Annotated in this window: 18 protein-coding genes; 9 read left to right on the forward strand and 9 right to left on the reverse strand. The window is 48.3% G+C overall.

Annotation, left to right across the window (positions count from 1 at the left end):
- The first annotated feature begins 32 nt into the window (after positions 1 to 32).
- Positions 33 to 1,100, forward strand: a complete 1,068-nt coding sequence (locus LHUE1_RS09780; RefSeq protein ID WP_049169092.1) for a competence protein CoiA — start codon at positions 33 to 35, stop codon at positions 1,098 to 1,100.
- A gap of 345 nt (positions 1,101 to 1,445) precedes the next feature.
- Here the strand turns inward: LHUE1_RS09780 and LHUE1_RS09785 are convergent, their stop codons facing one another.
- Together LHUE1_RS09785 and LHUE1_RS09790 are read right to left on the reverse strand one after the other, a co-directional pair.
- Positions 1,446 to 2,081, reverse strand: coding sequence for a DsbA family protein (locus tag LHUE1_RS09785; RefSeq protein ID WP_025012499.1), 636 nt, complete (start codon positions 2,079 to 2,081; stop codon positions 1,446 to 1,448).
- Between the two features lie 69 nt (positions 2,082 to 2,150).
- The gene (locus LHUE1_RS09790) at positions 2,151 to 2,744 is read right to left on the reverse strand and encodes a CYTH domain-containing protein (protein WP_049169091.1); all 594 of its coding nucleotides are present in this window, start codon (positions 2,742 to 2,744) and stop codon (positions 2,151 to 2,153) included.
- 166 nt (positions 2,745 to 2,910) lie between these two features.
- On the opposite strand from LHUE1_RS09790, the gene LHUE1_RS09795 reads away from it, so the two are divergent.
- The 3 genes from LHUE1_RS09795 to LHUE1_RS09805 are packed head-to-tail and all read left to right on the forward strand — an operon-like array spanning position 2,911 to position 5,289.
- Positions 2,911 to 3,588 (forward strand): GTP pyrophosphokinase, encoded by a 678-nt coding sequence (locus LHUE1_RS09795; protein WP_049169090.1) that lies wholly within the window; start codon positions 2,911 to 2,913, stop codon positions 3,586 to 3,588.
- Position 3,589: 1 nt separating this feature from the next.
- Positions 3,590 to 4,387: an NAD kinase gene (locus tag LHUE1_RS09800; protein ID WP_010489527.1), complete on the forward strand. Its 798-nt coding sequence runs from the start codon at positions 3,590 to 3,592 to the stop codon at positions 4,385 to 4,387.
- Positions 4,387 to 5,289 carry an RluA family pseudouridine synthase gene (locus LHUE1_RS09805; protein ID WP_277848348.1) on the forward strand — a complete coding sequence of 301 codons (903 nt, stop codon included), beginning with the start codon at positions 4,387 to 4,389 and terminating at the stop codon, positions 5,287 to 5,289. Before LHUE1_RS09800 ends, LHUE1_RS09805 begins: the two co-directional genes overlap by 1 nt.
- A 118-nt stretch (positions 5,290 to 5,407) precedes the next feature.
- Here LHUE1_RS09805 and LHUE1_RS09810 read toward each other — a convergent pair whose 3' ends face one another.
- The 4 genes from LHUE1_RS09810 to LHUE1_RS09825 form a co-directional block, all read right to left on the reverse strand.
- Positions 5,408 to 6,466, reverse strand: a complete 1,059-nt coding sequence (locus LHUE1_RS09810) for an FAD:protein FMN transferase (RefSeq protein WP_049169110.1) — start codon at positions 6,464 to 6,466, stop codon at positions 5,408 to 5,410.
- A 217-nt stretch (positions 6,467 to 6,683) separates the two neighbouring features.
- Positions 6,684 to 7,319 carry a copper homeostasis protein CutC gene (locus LHUE1_RS09815; protein WP_213291558.1) on the reverse strand — a complete coding sequence of 212 codons (636 nt, stop codon included), beginning with the start codon at positions 7,317 to 7,319 and terminating at the stop codon, positions 6,684 to 6,686.
- Between the two features lie 20 nt (positions 7,320 to 7,339).
- On the reverse strand, positions 7,340 to 8,158 hold the full coding sequence (locus LHUE1_RS09820) for an undecaprenyl-diphosphate phosphatase (protein WP_025012504.1): 819 nt from the start codon (positions 8,156 to 8,158) through the stop codon (positions 7,340 to 7,342).
- 221 nt (positions 8,159 to 8,379) lie between these two features.
- On the reverse strand, positions 8,380 to 9,420 hold the full coding sequence (locus LHUE1_RS09825; protein WP_049169087.1) for a lactonase family protein: 1,041 nt from the start codon (positions 9,418 to 9,420) through the stop codon (positions 8,380 to 8,382).
- Positions 9,421 to 9,687: 267 nt separating this feature from the next.
- On the opposite strand from LHUE1_RS09825, the gene LHUE1_RS09830 reads away from it, so the two are divergent.
- Positions 9,688 to 10,071: a PTS glucitol/sorbitol transporter subunit IIA gene (locus tag LHUE1_RS09830; protein ID WP_049169086.1), complete on the forward strand. Its 384-nt coding sequence runs from the start codon at positions 9,688 to 9,690 to the stop codon at positions 10,069 to 10,071.
- Positions 10,072 to 10,157: 86 nt separating this feature from the next.
- Here LHUE1_RS09830 and rpsN read toward each other — a convergent pair whose 3' ends face one another.
- From rpsN to LHUE1_RS09845, 3 genes are all read right to left on the reverse strand, one after another.
- On the reverse strand, positions 10,158 to 10,427 hold the full coding sequence (gene rpsN / locus LHUE1_RS09835) for a 30S ribosomal protein S14 (RefSeq protein WP_003564153.1): 270 nt from the start codon (positions 10,425 to 10,427) through the stop codon (positions 10,158 to 10,160).
- A 116-nt stretch (positions 10,428 to 10,543) separates the two neighbouring features.
- Entirely contained in the window at positions 10,544 to 11,521 is a 978-nt protein-coding gene (locus tag LHUE1_RS09840; RefSeq protein WP_032958395.1) for a GMP reductase, read from the reverse strand.
- A 194-nt stretch (positions 11,522 to 11,715) separates the two neighbouring features.
- Positions 11,716 to 12,663, reverse strand: a complete 948-nt coding sequence (locus LHUE1_RS09845; RefSeq protein ID WP_010489474.1) for a magnesium transporter CorA family protein — start codon at positions 12,661 to 12,663, stop codon at positions 11,716 to 11,718.
- 66 nt (positions 12,664 to 12,729) lie between these two features.
- On the opposite strand from LHUE1_RS09845, the gene LHUE1_RS09850 reads away from it, so the two are divergent.
- The 4 genes from LHUE1_RS09850 to LHUE1_RS09865 all read left to right on the forward strand — a co-directional run bounded on the left by LHUE1_RS09850 (position 12,730) and on the right by LHUE1_RS09865 (position 17,268).
- A complete protein-coding gene (locus LHUE1_RS09850) occupies positions 12,730 to 13,572 on the forward strand; it encodes a methyltransferase domain-containing protein (protein ID WP_213291557.1) in 843 nt (280 codons plus the stop codon).
- A 339-nt stretch (positions 13,573 to 13,911) separates the two neighbouring features.
- The gene (gene trmL, locus LHUE1_RS09855; protein ID WP_049169083.1) at positions 13,912 to 14,421 is read left to right on the forward strand and encodes a tRNA (uridine(34)/cytosine(34)/5-carboxymethylaminomethyluridine(34)-2'-O)-methyltransferase TrmL; all 510 of its coding nucleotides are present in this window, start codon (positions 13,912 to 13,914) and stop codon (positions 14,419 to 14,421) included.
- A 22-nt stretch (positions 14,422 to 14,443) separates the two neighbouring features.
- A complete protein-coding gene (locus LHUE1_RS09860) occupies positions 14,444 to 14,851 on the forward strand; it encodes a DUF1149 family protein (protein WP_010489470.1) in 408 nt (135 codons plus the stop codon).
- A 104-nt stretch (positions 14,852 to 14,955) separates the two neighbouring features.
- On the forward strand, positions 14,956 to 17,268 hold the full coding sequence (locus tag LHUE1_RS09865) for an FtsK/SpoIIIE family DNA translocase (protein WP_049169082.1): 2,313 nt from the start codon (positions 14,956 to 14,958) through the stop codon (positions 17,266 to 17,268).
- The last annotated feature ends 2 nt before the right edge of the window (positions 17,269 to 17,270 follow it).

Here is a 17,270-nt window from a genome sequence, read left to right on the forward strand (position 1 = left end):
TGTTGGCGTAATCTGTAGACGAGGTGAAAATGATGTTTGTAGCGTTAGACGAGAACAATCGCCGCATCACATTAACCAGTCATCAGCAGGCGCGTCAATTGGCTGGCGGTCGTTTTCATTGCCCACTTTGCCAACAGCGGGTGTTCATCAAAAATGGGGTCGTACTGCCGGCACACTTTGCTCATCGCCACCGCCCAGTTGGTGAAGGCGAACCGGAAAGTGCCGAACATCTGGCCGGGAAAAGCTGGTTGGCAACCTGGCTGCGTCAGCATGAGCGATCGGCAACACTGGAATACTATGATGCCGCGATCCGCCAGCGTGCCGATATTCTGATTCACCAACAACCACCTAAAGTGTTGGAATTTCAGGCGAGTCCGTTGAGTATTCCTGACTTAAAGAAACGGACGACGATGTATCATCGCCGTGGCTGGCAAGTGAGTTGGATCTTAGGACGTCGGTACCACGATTCACAAGGGAAAAGACAAGCCCGCAAATTCTTGACGCTAGAAAATGATCGGTTAACGTTGTGGTACTTAAACGTACAGATCGGAACTTTGTCGCGGTTACAGCTAAAAGAAACAGGTCGGCTTTGGACGCACTATGCGCATGACCACTCGCCAAGCCAACAATGGCAGTCCGAATCAGTTGATGGCTATCGACAGGCTAGACAAATCGCTTTAAGCTTGCAGAAGCGCGCTCATCCATGGATGAGTCTCCAAGCATTGGCATATGAAAGGCGGCATAATTTGCAAGGTGCCCCCTGGGTGGTTCATAACCAACCGCATCCGCTGCAGCATTTTGGCGTGCCGGAATTACGGTTGCGGATTCAGTGGCTACTGACATTTGAAGGTCGGAGCTTCACAGCAGCGCAAAGCCGGCGTTTCTGGGTAAGCGCGTTACCAGATGTCTGGACGCCTTTGTTACCAGCCGGGACGCTTGCTAGGGCGCTTGATACGCATTGGCTGGCGCTGATTAAAGATGCTGGCCTCATCGGTTTTGATGGTTCACGTTATCGTTGGCGGCAATTGCCACAATGGTTTGCGGATATTGACCGGAAGCTGGCTAACATAACGCGCTTATCAGGAAAAGATTGCGGATGAGTGGTTCAGCATTTAAATGGTTAAAGTCTTTGTGCACGATGGCTAAAATTAGCCTGACTTAACGCACGCCATAACGCGTTCGCTGGCGTAGGAGCCTACGTAAGGACCTTGGTCGCAATGGCCAAACCCGGGCCATCACGCCCAAGGACACTTACACTCCGGCTTCTAACCGGGCTGGCTCACGCTCATATAAAAAGGACCTTGCATGATCGCAAGGTCCCAAGTACACCATAGAACTATTCAGCTAAACTGTTTGCTGCCAGATGAAACCGATCAGCTAAGAAACCCGCAAGTTATCAAGCCAGGTCGCTTAATCGTGAAGGTGGGTGACGACGTTAGAGGCGTTTAAAAGAATCGGAAATGACCGCCCATATTTTCCGGTTGTTCAGTGAAGAATCGCGCCGGATCTGTTCTGATGAGGTCACAAAGTTGCGGAATGAGATCGGCATCACTGATTTGCTCGATTAAAACAGCATGACCGTCATCAACGGCGCGATCCGTGTCCACAATGACAAGAGAAGGGGTCTGCGTAATGCCCATTTGATTGGCGGTACGCTGGTCGGAGTCAAACCCCATTTTGACTTCAGTACGCTGCCGATCTTCATAGAACATTTCATGATCTAAATGACATTTCGTCAGCATTTTGGCAACGAAGGCGGCATCGTATTGATACTGAACCAGCGGCGCGTGTTGTTGTAAACGCAACAGCAACATGCGCGCCTTCTTATTGCCTTGGTACTGGGCCGCTTTATAATCCAATGCAAGGTTATAAGCGGCACGCAACAACTGATTTCGTTTGGCAAGGCTGTGAACGTTTAATTGTTCGTACTGCATGAATTGTTCAATAATGTCCAGATTGAGAACCGGAACAAAATGAACTTTTACCTCTTGTTGGAATTTATCCAGTTGGTGTAGCAGCTTCTGCTCGGTACTCAGACAGATACTGCCAATCGGATTGAAAAAAAGAAAAATTTCTAACACGGTCTTGGCCTCCAATGTGCTGGCAACAAATTTCTACACTTACTTTATCAGAAATCGCGCAAGTAACAATTATTTAGCTTGTGAATCATGCACATGCTCATATGCACGTTGTACTTTATTGATGACAGGTTGTTTTTTTATGTGAAAATTCTGTAGCAAGTTATCGTAGAATTTTTTGGCTTCATCTAGGTTTTGATACTCCATTTCCAATTCAAAATCGGAAGTTTGGTCGATATAAAAGGTCTGATCGAGTGTTAACAAGCCAGCCGGCAGATGTGCGAGTCGTCTGGTTGTTTTGGCTTGTGTTTGCGGATGGACGCTTGCCGGGTCAATGTGGCGGGCTGCCAATGCTTGGGTGACCTGGCCGGGCTTAAGCTCACCCCGCTCAATTAAATTTTGCGCTTCCATCGATGTGAGCGGATCGGTAATTTCCTGAAGATCGCGATGTTGACTGTTGTTGGGAACTTTTAGCGTTTGCTCGGCGTGGTCGGCAAACTGGCGAATCCGCAAGCCAAGACGTGCCGCTTTGACAGCGCCGTCAGCTGTGTCATAATAGGTGTTCATTTGGGAAAAAGCCGGGTCAAACTCAAAATGATTCAAAATCGCCAGGAATGCGGTTTTGGTTAAACAAGTTTTAAATTCCTGTTCGCGGGAAATAGCCATGGGTTGCCTCCAAACGCAACGGCACCGGTTACATGCCAAAAATATGATAGAATGGTGGTCGTGAGTGCTGTCGTTAGCTGTTGGCAAGTCAACCGATTGAACTTGGACTTGTTGACTGACAAAACACATACCACATTATTAGTAGTTTAGTATGGGAGGGCCAGTAATGCAAAGAGACTGGGACAGTTTCTTAATGCCGTATGAACAAGCGGTCGGGGAATTAAAGATTAAATTTCGTGGCATGCGTAAACAATTTCAACAGGCCAATGAGCATACGCCCATTGAATTCGTGACGGGACGGGTTAAACCGGTCAGTTCGATTATTGAGAAGCAGAGTCGCCGGTTCATTAGCGATGAGCTTTTGGAACAGGATATGCAAGACATTGCTGGTCTGCGAATTATGTGCCAATTTGTGGAAGACATTTATCAGGTGGTCGATCTGCTTCGTCAACGGACAGATATGAAGATCGTCGAAGAACGGGATTACGTGACCAATGTGAAACCTTCCGGCTATCGCAGCTACCATGTTGTGATTGAGTATCCGGTGCAGCTGATTCACGGCGAAAAAAAGATTCTAGCCGAGGTCCAGATTCGCACCATGTCGATGAATTTTTGGGCAACGATCGAGCATAGCCTGAATTACAAATACAATGGCGAGTTTCCGGACACGCTAAAAGCCCGGCTTAAGCGAGCGGCGGAAGCTTCCTTCATGCTTGACAAGGAAATGTCCGATATTCGCGAAGAAATTCAGGAAGCTCAACATTTATTTGTTTATGGCAAGGGACAACAACCGTATCCCGATGCGACTGACGAAAAAAAGCCTGACAGTAAAAAGGATGAATAAGATGCGCGTAACGGTTTTTCATAATAGCATACCTGCCTCCATCACGGCAGCCCAAAAGTTAATTAAACTGTTAAAAAACGGCCATTTTGAACTGGATGAACGGCACCCCGATGTTGTCATCACAATCGGCGGTGATGGCACGTTGTTGTCGGCCTTTCATCGGTACGCTGACCAACTGGATACCATTCGCTTTATTGGCGTGCATACCGGTCATCTGGGATTTTACACGGACTGGCGTGATTTTGAAATTGAAGATCTTGTCATTGCCTTAAAAGAAGATTCCGGGCAAAGCGTGAGCTATCCGCTTTTGGATGTTCGTGCCATGTATGCGGATGCTACGAGTGCCCATTATTTGGCGCTTAATGAATCAACTTTGAAGCGATTAAACGGTACGATGCGGACAGAAGTTTATATTAAAGGCGATTTCTTCGAGAGCTTTCGAGGCGATGGCTTGTGTGTTTCCACACCGACCGGTTCGACAGCTTACAGCAAATCAAACGGCGGTGCCGTCATGCATCCGCGGTTGGACGCGCTTCAGGTAACCGAAATTGCGTCGATTAATAATCGGGTGTTTCGAACGCTCAGCTCACCGATCATTACGGCGCCTGATGAATGGGTGACGCTGGAGCCAACTGGTCGGGATGATTATGTGATGACAGTCGATCAGTTCGTCATCAATCCGCCAACGATCAAACAGATTCGTTATAAGATTGCCAAAGAGCGGATTCATTTTGCCCGTTATCGGCACATGCATTTTTGGGATCGGGTCGAAGATGCTTTTATTGGAGCGAAACATTAATGCGTTTTGAATGGCATTACGAAGGGCCACCGCTTAAGTTGGGGGCTTTTTTAAGACAACAGGGCTTTTCCCGTGCCCAACTCAAAAAGCTCCACTATCAAGGCGGTTTTATTTTTGTCAATAAACGGCAACGCAATACCGCGTATGGGATTCGCACAGGCGACCGAATCCTGGTTCAAACCGCTCCCGAGCAAGCGGCAGACAGTGTTGTTCCGTACCCGCATGATCTGACAATTTGTTATGAGGATGATGATTATCTAGTCGTCAACAAACCAGCCGGCGTGGCGTCGATTCCAGCGATTGGTCGCAAGAATGACAGTATGGCCAATATGATCAAGGCGTATTTGATTAAAACCCATGCGGAAAGTCAGGCGGTCCACGTTGTCACTAGGTTAGATCGCGATACCAGTGGTTTAATGGTATTTGCCAAGCACAGTCTGGCGCATAGTCTGCTGGATCGACAACTGCATAGTGAGGGGTTCCTGAAGCAATACGTGGCAATTGTCACCGCTAAGTCGCCGTTGCCTGCCCATGGGTGGATCGTGTTGCCGATTGGGGTGAGTCAAGGCTTTTATATGCGGCGAATCGTGAGCACGACTGGCAAGCCATCCGCGACCGAATATCGAACGCTGGCGCAGAATTCGCAGGCAGCGGCGGTGTTGGTCACGCTGCACACCGGCCGGACGCACCAGATTCGGGTGCATTTTGCGGCGATCGGGCACGTGTTGTTCGGGGACGATTTGTACAGCCGGCAACGCGTCAGCTTTGAACGGCAGGCGTTGCATTGTGCCCATCTGCATTTTTGGCAGCCGCTGAAAAAGCAATGGCTGGATTTGCGGGCGCCATTGCCAAAGGATATGGCGGGGCTGGCTGAGCGTTTGCAGTTATCACTGCGAGGATGAGTGGGAAAATTTTACACATTTCCAATTAATAAATTCATCTATTTTTGTATATAAATACGCCCAAAGCCGGCTTTAAACGGTCATCGACTTTGGACGTATTTGTATTTAGCGCGAAGCTTTAGAAATTACCTTTGTGGTAACCTGAATCAGCATCAAATTTAAATTGTTTCTTGAGTCCGTTTGTTAAGTAGATCTTTTTGTCGTTGGTAATGAAGATGGCTTGAATGTGCTGATCGTTTTTAGCATTCATATATTGCAAGCCATCTTTGAGTCCCTTGTCAAAAGCGGCGTTTGACAGCGCATCGCCATCCACGCTTTTTTTGGAAACAATGGTGACTGAAGCTAGATTATTGTCATAAGGATAACCGGTTTTGGGATCAAAAAGGTAAATGTATTTATGGCCGTGGGAAATCAGATATTGCTCGTAGGTACCGGCAGTGACGATCGATTCATCACTTTCCGGAATGGTGCCAACAGCGGTGCCGCGCGCGGCAGTCGGATCCTGGATGCCTACATGCCAGTCGCGTTTGGCACCCAGTGGCGAGTGGCCCATGACAACCACGTTACCGCCAAGATCGATAATGGCCGCGGTGACGCCATCTTTGCGTAACACTTCGCGGACTTTATCAGCCACCCAGCCTTTAGCAATGCCGCCGAAATCAAGGCGCATACCTTTTTTGGTGAGATAGGCGGTGTTGTTCTTTGAATCAAGCTTGACATCGCGCCAGTTAACCAGCGGTAATGCTTGGTCGATCTCGCTTTGTGCCGGTACCCGCGCCCCTGGTAAGCCGATTTGCCACAGATTCGTGACCGCACCGATCGCCATATCAAAACTGCCATTTGAGTTTTTGGAAAAGTAATAAGCTTTCTCCAATAGCGGCATGAAGTCTTTTGGCACTTTGACCGGTTTAATGCCGGCATTGTCATTGATTTTATCAAGCACCGAACCACCGCGTGTCAGCGTCGCTTCATCGTCAACATGGTGGATCATGTCAAAACCATCTTTGAGCGCCGATTTTTTGCCTTTATCATAAATCGTCAAGGTACAAGTCGTACCCATCACAAATTCGTTTTGGGTATATGGCGTTTTGAGGTAAGTTGGTTGGGCCTTTTTCTGGCAGCCGGATAAGGTCAAAAGGCCGAAAAACGCTATTATACCGATAAAAAATTTTCGCATCATGCGTAACCCTCGTTTCATTTTTCCCTCTAGTATCATACCGCGCGTTATCTAAAAAGAAAAACCGGTTTGAGCTAGTTCGAAGCAGTTTATCAATGTATCAAAAAATCGGTTCCGAGACGAAAGGCGTGTTGGTGGGCCTTTTGTTCCGAGAACCGATTTTGGTGTAGCCTTATTCAATCGCGTCTAGCACAGGTGAGAAGCGATCGGGTTTGGTTTAAAATTGAATCAACTTAGTACCGTGCAATTCTTTGACGCCTAACTTGTCAGCAATCGCCGCGGCGTTTTGACTGGTGATCCCGCCGCCGGGAAGAATCGTGATTTGATCCGCGGCGTGAGCGATCAGCGTTTGTAAATGGGGCAGAGTGGACTCGATTGGGGTCGTGAGCGGTCCGCCATGCGTTAAGATGCGGTCAACATGATGGGCCGCCAGCCAGTCGATAGCGGCCGGTTGCTGGTCTTCGGGGATAGCATCAAAGGCCATATGGAAAACCACACTCATGCCGGCACTCGCAGCAATCAGACTGGTCATCGCGTCTTCGTCGATCAGGCCATCTGCGGTTAAGGCGCCAAAAGCAACGCCGTCAACACCGAGAGCCTGGGCTTCAAACAAGTCGGCCTCCATTATTTTTAATTCGGTGTCATTGTAGACAAAGTTTCCGCCCCGTGGCCGAATCATGGTCACAAGGCTGCGACCATGTTCGTGAACATATTTTGCACTTTCCGCCATAACGCCTTTCGAAACCGTTGTGCCGCCCACCGCCAGATTATCGTTAAGTTCGATGCGATCGGCACCGGCAGCTAAGGCTTGGGGAATATGCGTATAATTTTCAACAGCAACTTCTCGTAACATAACATCCTCCTATGGCATAATTAAAGGAACATCACAAGCAACACGATAGCACCGAGCGCGATTCGGTACCAGCCAAAGGGTTTAAAGTCATGTGTCTGGACGAATTTAAGCAGCCACTTGATGGCGACGATGGCAACCAGGAATGAAACGACGGAGCCGGTTAACAAGACCATCCACTGCTCACCGGTGAAGCCGTTGCCTTGTAGCAAGTACTTGCCGATTTTTAGAATCGACACCCCAACCATGGTCGGAATCGCCAAGAAGAAAGAGAACTCGGTCGCAACATAACGGGATGTACCGATTAATAAGGCCCCCAGGATCGTTGCACCGGAGCGGGAAGTGCCAGGGACAATTGACAGAACCTGGAAAAGACCGATCAACAGCGCTGTTTGGTAAGTGATGTCAGCCAATGTCGTGATGTGTGACGGTTTATTTTTGAGGTAGTTTTCAACGATGATGAACAAAACCCCGTAGACGATTAAAGTAGTGGCAACGACAAGTGGTGTATGTAAATGTTTATCCATCCAATCGTTGAGCGGCAGGCCAACGACGACGGAAGGCAAAACCGCAATGATGACTTTTGCCCATAACTGCCAGGTTGCGTTTTGTTCCTTAACGGTTGGCTTGGAAAATGGATTCAGCTTATTGAAATATAATAAAATGACGGCTAAAATTGCACCGAACTGAATGACGTATTCAAACATGTTCATGAATTCGCGTCCCTGAGACAACTTAACGACCTGATCAACCAGGTCAATGTGGCCGGTGGAACTTATCGGGAGAAATTCCGTCAGCCCTTCGACGATGCCGATAATCACGGCTTTAATAATATCAAACATAATAACCCTCCAATTCTCAATGTTAACAGTATACAAGGTTTTAGCCCGCTTGCCACATTGAAGCCGCAATTTATTGGGATCTTAGAGAATCCGGTGGCAGTGGTGGTTGTGATGGTCGAAGACGGGTACGGGGGATGTCGTCAAAAAAATCGGACAGCATTTGCTGACCGATTTCATCATATGTGGTAATTAAGCAGGTTCCACGCGAGTTAAAAACTCAGTTACTTATCCGCTAAGAACAAGACATTGACGGCTTCCGGTGTCGGGATGTCGCGTTGCTGTTCCGTGAGTGTACCGGTTTTCGGATCGCGGCTGTATAAGGTTCCGTTGCTGGTATTTTGATTGACGGCCAAAATGTAATGTTCAGTCAAATCAAAATTGAAGTCGCGTGGAAAGTCGCCAGCTGTGCTGATTTGCTGCAACTGCGTCAAATTGCGGCCGTCGGGGCTGACAGCAAAGACCGTTAAGCTGTTGAAACCGCGGTTAGAGACGTAAAGAAAACGTTGGTCACTGCTGAGGCGGATCGCGGCGGCACCATTGTGGTCGGTATAGTCGGTCGGGATGGTTGGCAATGTTGTAATAAGCTCAAAGCTGCCGGTAGCGGCGTCGTAGCTTAAAACACTGACTTTGCTGGATAACTCACCAAGCAGATAGGCGATTGGCTGATTGTGATTAAAGGCAATATGCCGCGGGCCAAATCCGGGTTCGGTATGGAAGACGACGGGATCGCTGAGTTTGCCGGCATCGCTAACGGCATAGGTCGTCAAGGTGTCGTTACCAAGATCTACAACTGCGAGTCGCTGAAAATCCGGTGTGACTGCCGCAAAGTGGACGTGCGCACTGTCCTGTTCCGGACGGGGGCCGTTGCCTGAATGAACGACCTCATCCGTTGCCGTTAGACTGTGGTCGCGGTTGATTTTATAAACATTGATGCGGCCTTCGTGGTAGTTACTGGCATAAACGAGCTGACGATTTTCATCGATGGAAACATGGGCGGGTGATGAGCCGGGCGCTAAAACCCGGTTGATCAAGCGGGGAGGATTAGTATTCAGATCATAGCTGGCAACCCCGCCTTCATCACCTTCTGCATCGATGGCATATAAAATATTGTCATCGGATACAGCTAAGTAGGTCGGTGAGCCTAAATCGGAAATCAGTGGGGTAGGCGCAGCCAATTGTCCCTGAGTATCGTCAAAAGTACCTGCGTAAATACCGGCACCGCCATGGCGCGTATAACCGCCTAATAAGAGTCTTTGCTTCATGAACCGATTGCTCCTTTCGAATTTATGTTGAGTATAGCATGTTTTGACTTTGCTTATGCTATGATATAAAGCGTGACCTGATTGGAAATAGCGGACGACCGGGCGTGGCAGCAAGTTCTAGTTAGCGAACTTGGTTGATAAGCGTTGCTTTTTCCAGGATGCCAAAGTAATTATTTTACACTTCAAGAACGCATAAAATTTTATGGTTATTTACCGTGACTGGCTTAACGAGCCGGTTCGCGCTCAACAACAATCGGAGGCTTTAACATGCAATTTAAGGCAACAGTAACGGCAATTGGCAAGGATGCATTGAGTTCCAAGGATCCCATGATTATTTTGTTTGGACCGCAAGCAACGGACGCATTACGTGACGTAGCGGTGATTCAGCAATTTGCTGATCCCACATCACTTGCGCAGTTCTCGATTCAAGCAGGCGATCGGATAACGATTGACGAGACAACCTTTACGATGACCTACGTTGGGCAACTGGCGATTAGCAATCTGAAAGCAATCGGGCACGTGACCTTATTGTTTCAGGATGTACCTGCAGACAAGCCAATGCAAAACGCGATTTATCTCAAGCCTACGCACCGGCCGATCTTTAAAGTTGGCACGACCTTGCTGTACGAAACACAGAACGAGCTGAAGTAGCGGTTTCCATAACGCACCCATAAAAAAACACCTAGCATGGCTTGCTCCGCCAAGATTTGGAGGACAAGCCAGCTAGGTGTCTTTTTTTACCAAGATGCCTTGCGAACGCCGGGGATCTGACCTTTATGGGCCAAATCACGGAAGTTCAAGCGCGACATCTTGAATTTACGCATGTAAGCATGTGGCCGACCATCAAGCTCATCACGACTATGGGCACGAACAGGGGACGCATTACGCGGTAACGCCTGTAACGCAGCATAATTGTGCTCAGCCTTATACTTGGCACGCAGCGGTGCGTATTTGGCAATCGTCGCTTCAATCTTTTTTTCCTTGGCAATCTTTGACTTTTTAGCCATGTATGCTATCACTCCTTGTTTGTGGTTTGTTTTTTAACGGTTATATTCGAACAGTTCAACCCACTTAGCATAGCACAGCCGCAGTCGACTCGCAATACTTACAAAAGGTAAGCTTTTTAGTATTGATCACCATTAAAAATTGAATTTTTAACGATGACGTAATCAACTTTGGTTAAGGCTTCAAGGTCGCGGCCACCAGCATAGGAAACAGCAGACTGCAGATCTTCCTGCATTTCTTTTAACGTGTCGCCAATCTTACCCTTCACTGGCAAAAGAATCTTCTTACCTTCAACGTTGTGGTGGGTACCTTTTTGATATTCCGATGCGGAACCGTAATATTCCTGGTATTCTTTGCCATCAATCGTGACGTGTTTGCCCGGTGTTTCCTCATGGCCGGCAAACAAGGAGCCGATCATGCACATGGTCGCACCAAACCGAATGGACTTGGCAATGTCGCCATTATTGCGGATGCCGCCGTCAGCAATGATCGGTTTACGGGCGGCTTTTGCGCACCAGCGAACGGCAGCCAGCTGCCAGCCACCGGTCCCGAAACCGGTCTTTAATTTGGTGATGCAGACTTTACCGGGGCCAATCCCGACTTTAGTTGCATCGGCGCCGGCGTTTTCGAGTTCGCGGACAGCTTCGGGCGTACCCACGTTGCCAGCAATCACAAAAGCATTTGGTAGGTAGTGTTTGATATGTTGAATCATGTCAATCACAATTTGCGCATGACCATGGGCAATATCGATGGTGATATAGTCCGGGCTCAATTCATTAGCTGCCAGTGCTTCGATAAAATCAAATTCTTCATCTTTGACGCCGACACTGATTGAAGCAATCAGGCCGCGCTTCTTCATGTCACGGACAAAATCCATGCGCCGTTCCGGTTGAAACCGGTGCATAATATAGAAGTAATCGTGTTCGGCCAGCCAGATCGCCAAAGGTTCATCAATGATGGTCTGCATATTGGCAGGAACAACCGGAATCTTAAAGGTGTGTGGGCCGAATTTCACACTGGTATCAACCTCTTTGCGTGAGCGCACCACACATTTGTTGGGAATCATTTGAATGTCTTCATAATCAAAAATCTGCATGCCGTTGTTCATCGGATTCATCCTTTCGCAAAAGCCGAACATTGTTAAGCATTTTTGGCGTTATTCAAAACACCAAGTGCTAAGATACGCGAATCAAATGTAAAAGTCAATCAAAATAGGTCATTTTCTTTTTAATGTTCGGATTTTACCTAGAGAAAAAGAAAAGCCGGTGATTCCGGCTGGGTAGGACGCGCTCAAAAGTACTTGTTGCGCCAAAATTGAAAGGCCAGGACAACGGCGAGCGCGATGGAGATGGCAATAGTGATGATCCAACTGACTTTCATATCTGCCAGCGGTAAATGGACGTTCATACCATAAAAAGAGAAGACCAGCGTCGGAATTGTCAGTAGAATCGAGTAGGAAGTTAAAAACTTCATGACACCGTTCATGTTATTGTTGATAATTGACGAGTAGGTATCAGCGGTTTCATTGATGATGGAATTGCTGATTTGCGCCATCTCAACTGCCTGCTGATTTTCGATAAGGGTATCTTCTAAAGAATCCTGATCGTCTTCGTTGAGATTTAACGGATTGGTTCGTTTGAGTTGTTCCAAAACATTACGATCCGTCCGAAGACTCATCATGAAGTAAACCAGGGAACGTTGGATGCCCATCAACCCATAAAGTTCTTCGTTACGCAGGTTATGTTGAAGTTTACTTTCAATGGCTTCGCGAGCTTTGTTTAGGTCGCGCAGATAAGTCAGGTAACTAATGGAAATTTGATAAAGAATTTGAATCACGGAACGGCTTTGGTGTTCAGGGTTAAAGTTACTGATCTTGCCTTCAGAAAAAAGGCTTAGCAGCGGAATAGGCTCTTCATTGATCGTGATCACCGCGATATTGGTGATAATGATGGCTAGCGGGCCCGTTTTGTAAACGACTTTTTTGCGTGCATCCCGCGTGACGGTGGGCATATCAAAAATAAATAGGTGGCTGTCATTGTCCTCATCAAATTCGTAACGGGCACCTTCATCGGGATCAAGTCCGTACAGTAGGAAAGCCTCTGAAAGGTTGGCTTTATCCTGAAGTTGCTGACGCTCTTCCGGTGTGGGATTGACAGCATTAATCCAGACGCCGGGGCGAATACGCGATTGCGGATTCAGCTGGCCGGATTTCTCATCAAAGCGATAAATTGAAAGCATGGCACGCTCCTTGGCTTTTTTCTTTTAGTTTACAACAAGCGCCAGTAATGTACAGAAGGGAAAATAATGCGAAAACGTGAAGCAAAAATTCAATTAGCCGCGCAGCAGGAGCCACTTTTTGCCTGTCCGGTTTGCGGCAACGCGATGCGGATTGAGAAGGACTCGCTGGTATGTTCCCAGGGGCATGTCCGTGATTTTAGTCGAAAAGGGACCGTGAACTTTTTAAGCCAGCAAGTCGCAACCGAATATACAGCGACGATGTTGGCAGCTAGACGGCGAATGCTTGCGGCCGGCTTGTTCAGGCCATTTTTGGATGCTATGGCAGCACATTTGCAACCTCATCAACGCTTACTGGATGTTGGCTGTGGGGAAGGCACTCCGACTGCTTATTTGGCGGAACAAAAGCAGCAGGTGGCCGTGGGCTTTGATATCTCGGCGCCAGCGATTAACTTAGCTGGTAGCTTGGCGACGCCGGCTTTATTTGCGGTGGCTGATTTGGCCCATTTGCCATTTGTCGATGCTGCTTTTGACACGGTGACCGATATTTTTTCGCCTGGCAACTATCAAGAATTTCGCCGGGTGTTGCGGCCGAACGGTCAGTTGTTGAAAATTATTCCGCGCGCTGGGTACCTCAAGGAACTTCGGACCGGTTTGTACGCCGGAACCGCCAAGGCAACTTACGACAATCGCCCGGTGCTGGATCGCTTTTTGGCGACTTTTCCTCAAGCAAAAATTCATCCGATTACGTATGACTTTCCGTTAGCAGCCGATCAGTTTGCCGATTTGTTGACGATGACGCCATTGTCTTGGCAGGCACCGGCTGAACGTCGCCGCGCGATGCTTGCGAATCCGCTTTCAAGTATTCACATTGAAGTCGATCTGTTAATCGTTGCACATCTTGTCAAGTAAAGGGGTTGAAAACGGGGGTAGCCGGTGTTAATATTCTTTTAAGCTATTTATTTCGGGCTTTTATCAGGGCTAGCTTTTGGGTAATTGATAAAAGTTTGCGATAAATTACTTCACTAACGTATCGCTTCGCTGAGTGCGCTCCGAAGCAATGCGTTTTTTTGTTGCCCAAAAACGGCCTTGCTCAGAGCTTCTCGTTGTTTTGCCACTTTGGGTCATGAAACGTCTGAGATGCCAAAGCGAAAATCAATTGAGAGCTGACCACAAAGTTGCGGTGATACGGACGGACTGTGCGCTGCAAGTGTGCTACACTGAAAGCACTTGTGTTGAAGGGACGATAACATGGCGAATCACATAGTTTTATTTGAACCGCTGATTCCGGCAAATACCGGCAATATTGCGCGGACCTGTGCCGCAACCAATAGCTACCTACATCTGATTAAGCCGTTGGGGTTTGAAACCGATGATAAGCACTTACGGCGAGCTGGCTTGGACTATTGGGCGAAGGTGCGGATTATTTATCACGACAGCCTGGATGATTTTATGGACACAGTCGCGGATCCGCAGCACCTGTATCTCATCACTAAGTTTGCCGATCAGACATACTCAGATCGCGATTATACCGATACGGATGTGGATCATTACTTTTTGTTCGGCAAAGAAACCACCGGATTGCCAGAGGGTTTTATGCGGCAGCATGCCGACCAGTGCTTGCGTATTCCAATGACGGAAAATGTCCGGGCACTTAACCTGTCGAACTGCGCGGCGCTGGTGGTTTATGAAGCGCTGCGTCAGCAACAGTTTGCCGGACTGGAAACCGTTCATACTTACCAACATGATAAACTGAAGTAACTTACCTTTAGGAGGCGCGAAGATGGAAGCAAAACGTTACCCAATTACCGTCGAATCATTTCATTATGATCTCGTTAAATCAGACACCCCGGCTAAGAATGATTTACAGGTTGCGATGCGGCAGATTCAGTGGTCTGATCCCAAAAGACAGGAAGAACTGAAAAAAGGCAATCTTTTTGAAATGATGATCCCGTTTGACGTTGTTCCTGATAATAGCGGTTTTGAAATCTCAGGGAAGATTACCCAGATCGTTCAGGTGATGGACTACTTTGGTGAAGCCAATGAATTGCCGCAAGAAGAACTGGGTAAGCTTAGCCGACCGTTAGTCGAAACAATTGAAACGTTAACTTATCAAGTGACAGCGGTCGCTTTGGATCAAGGAGTTAATCTGCAGTTCGGGGCCAGCGATGAACAACCCGGCCAGCATTAATGGCGGTTGATACTTAAAGAAGCAAAAAAGGCGGCTGCGTGGCTGCCTTTTTTAATTGCGGCTTCAGCTCGTGTATAATAGGCAGGAATGGAAGGAGTATCAACATGGCACAAAAACGCGGCGGGCGCAGAAGTCCGCGCAAAAAGCGACCGACTAAACAACAGCAGCACACCCTGAGTTGGGTTGGGGCGCTATTTGTGGTGTTCTCAAGCCTAGCGTTTTTCCGTTTGGGAATGGTTGGGACGGTGCTGGCGAATGTTTTTCGGTTAGTTGTCGGCGACAGTTTCCTTGTTGTGAGTGCCGCAACGATTGTGACCGGCATTTGGTTTCTTTTAGCTGACCGCCTACCTAAACTAGCCCGCCATGTGTGGGTAGGATTGGCGATTGTCCTCATTGCCGCGCTGGTTTTGTTGACGTCGATCACGATGGCGACCTTAAATGTTCACAGCCATTATCTTTTGACCACTTGGCGGCTGCTGCAAAATGATTTCGGCCTGATGACGACCGCTTCGCAAGTTGGTGGCGGTTTACTCGGAGCTAGCCTTTTCTCACTACTAGCGCCATTGTTGAGCAGTCTTGGTGCAACGATTCTGGCATGGTTTGGTGTTGTCGCTGGTGTGCTTGTATTTCTGGGAGTAGGTGCCAACCAGGTTTTTAACTGGTTGCAAGCATTGGGACAGGCTTGCAAGCGAGGGGTACTTCAAATTCATAGCAGCTTCGTTGATTTAAAGAAGGAACACGCCAAGAAAGCGGCAGCACGACCGACAACATCGGCGGTAAAGCCTAAACCAGCGGCAGTATCGACTGATACTCAAGCAGATCCGGCTTCGGAACGAGCGGATGACTTTACAATTAACGGGCCTGCGCCGGTACCGCCAGCACCACAGAGCGAGACACCGGCAAGGGTTACCCCGCCAAGTTCAACGGCTGCGCATGTTTCGGCGACAAGCCCAAAGCCCGCCGCTGTTCACGATCCAGAAATGCCGGCCGCGGATTATCAACTGCCGAGTTTAAACATGCTAACCGCGACGCCGCCAGTTGATCAAAGTGCTGAATACCAAGCGATCAAGACCAATCGAACCAAATTAAAAGACACATTTGAAAGCTTCGGTGTCAAGGTGGCTGTCAAAAGTGCCACGTTAGGTCCATCAATTACCCAATACGAGATTCAACCGGCTGTTGGCGTGAAGGTTTCCAAGATTGTGAATTTATCCGATGATCTGGCCTTGGCGCTTGCTGCTAAAGACATTCGGATTGAAGCACCGATTCCGGGAAAATCTCTGATTGGGATTGAAGTGCCGAATCAGCACATTGCGACCGTTGGCTTTAAAGAAGTCATGGCCGAAACACCAAAAGCACCGAACCATCCGTTGGTTTTGCCGCTTGGCCGCGATGTCAACGGTAAAGTCGTGACGTTTGATTTGACTAAAATGCCGCATTTATTGATTGCCGGGGCAACCGGTTCGGGTAAGTCGGTAATGATCAACGTCATTTTAACCAGCATTCTGATGCGCGCGAAGCCGACCGATGTCCGCTTAATGTTGATTGATCCTAAGCGGGTTGAACTGTCGGTTTATAATGGCGTACCGCATCTGTTGACGCCGGTGGTCACTGAAGCTAAAAAAGCGCCAAGTGCATTGAATAAAATTTTAACGGCCATGGACGAGCGATATCAACGATTTGCAGCGGCTGGTGTCCGTAATATGAAGGAATTTAATCAAAAAGTTGCCGCCGATCCGGCCAGCGGGCAGACAAAAATGCCCTACATCGTTGTCATTATCGATGAATTGAGTGATTTAATGATGGTCGCCGGTCATGAGATTGAAACGGCGATTGTCCGACTGGCCCAAATGGCGCGCGCCGCCGGGATTCATGTCATCATTGCGACCCAGCGTCCGTCGGTAGACGTGATCACCGGGCTGATGAAGGCCAACATTCCATCCCGGATTGCGTTTGCAACATCTAGCGGGATTGATTCGCGCACAATTTTGGATAGTAACGGCGCAGAGAAGCTGCTTGGCCGCGGTGACATGCTATTTTCGCCAATCGGGGCGTCAAAACCGTTGCGAATTCAAGGTGCCTTTATTCCATCGATTGATGTGGAGCGGGTCGTTAAGGCGATTACGGATCAGGTCTCACCGGCGTATGTTGAAAGCATGACACCCACGGAAAGTGTTGAAACCGAGCAGCAAGGTGATTCCGAAGACGAGTTATACGATGATGCCAAGGCGTTTGTCATTGCTCAGCAGAGTGCGTCGACATCTATGTTGCAACGGCGTTTTCGTATCGGCTATAATCGCGCGGCGCGACTCATTGATGATCTTGAGGCTAATCAAATCGTTGGCCCAAGCGAAGGCAGCAAGCCCCGAAAAGTTTTTGCGACACCAGAATCGGCAACCAATGCTAATCAGTCATGAGG

The sequence above is a fragment of the Lacticaseibacillus huelsenbergensis genome (genome assembly GCF_029726355.1).
Taxonomy (GTDB): Bacteria; Bacillota; Bacilli; order Lactobacillales; family Lactobacillaceae; genus Lacticaseibacillus; species Lacticaseibacillus casei.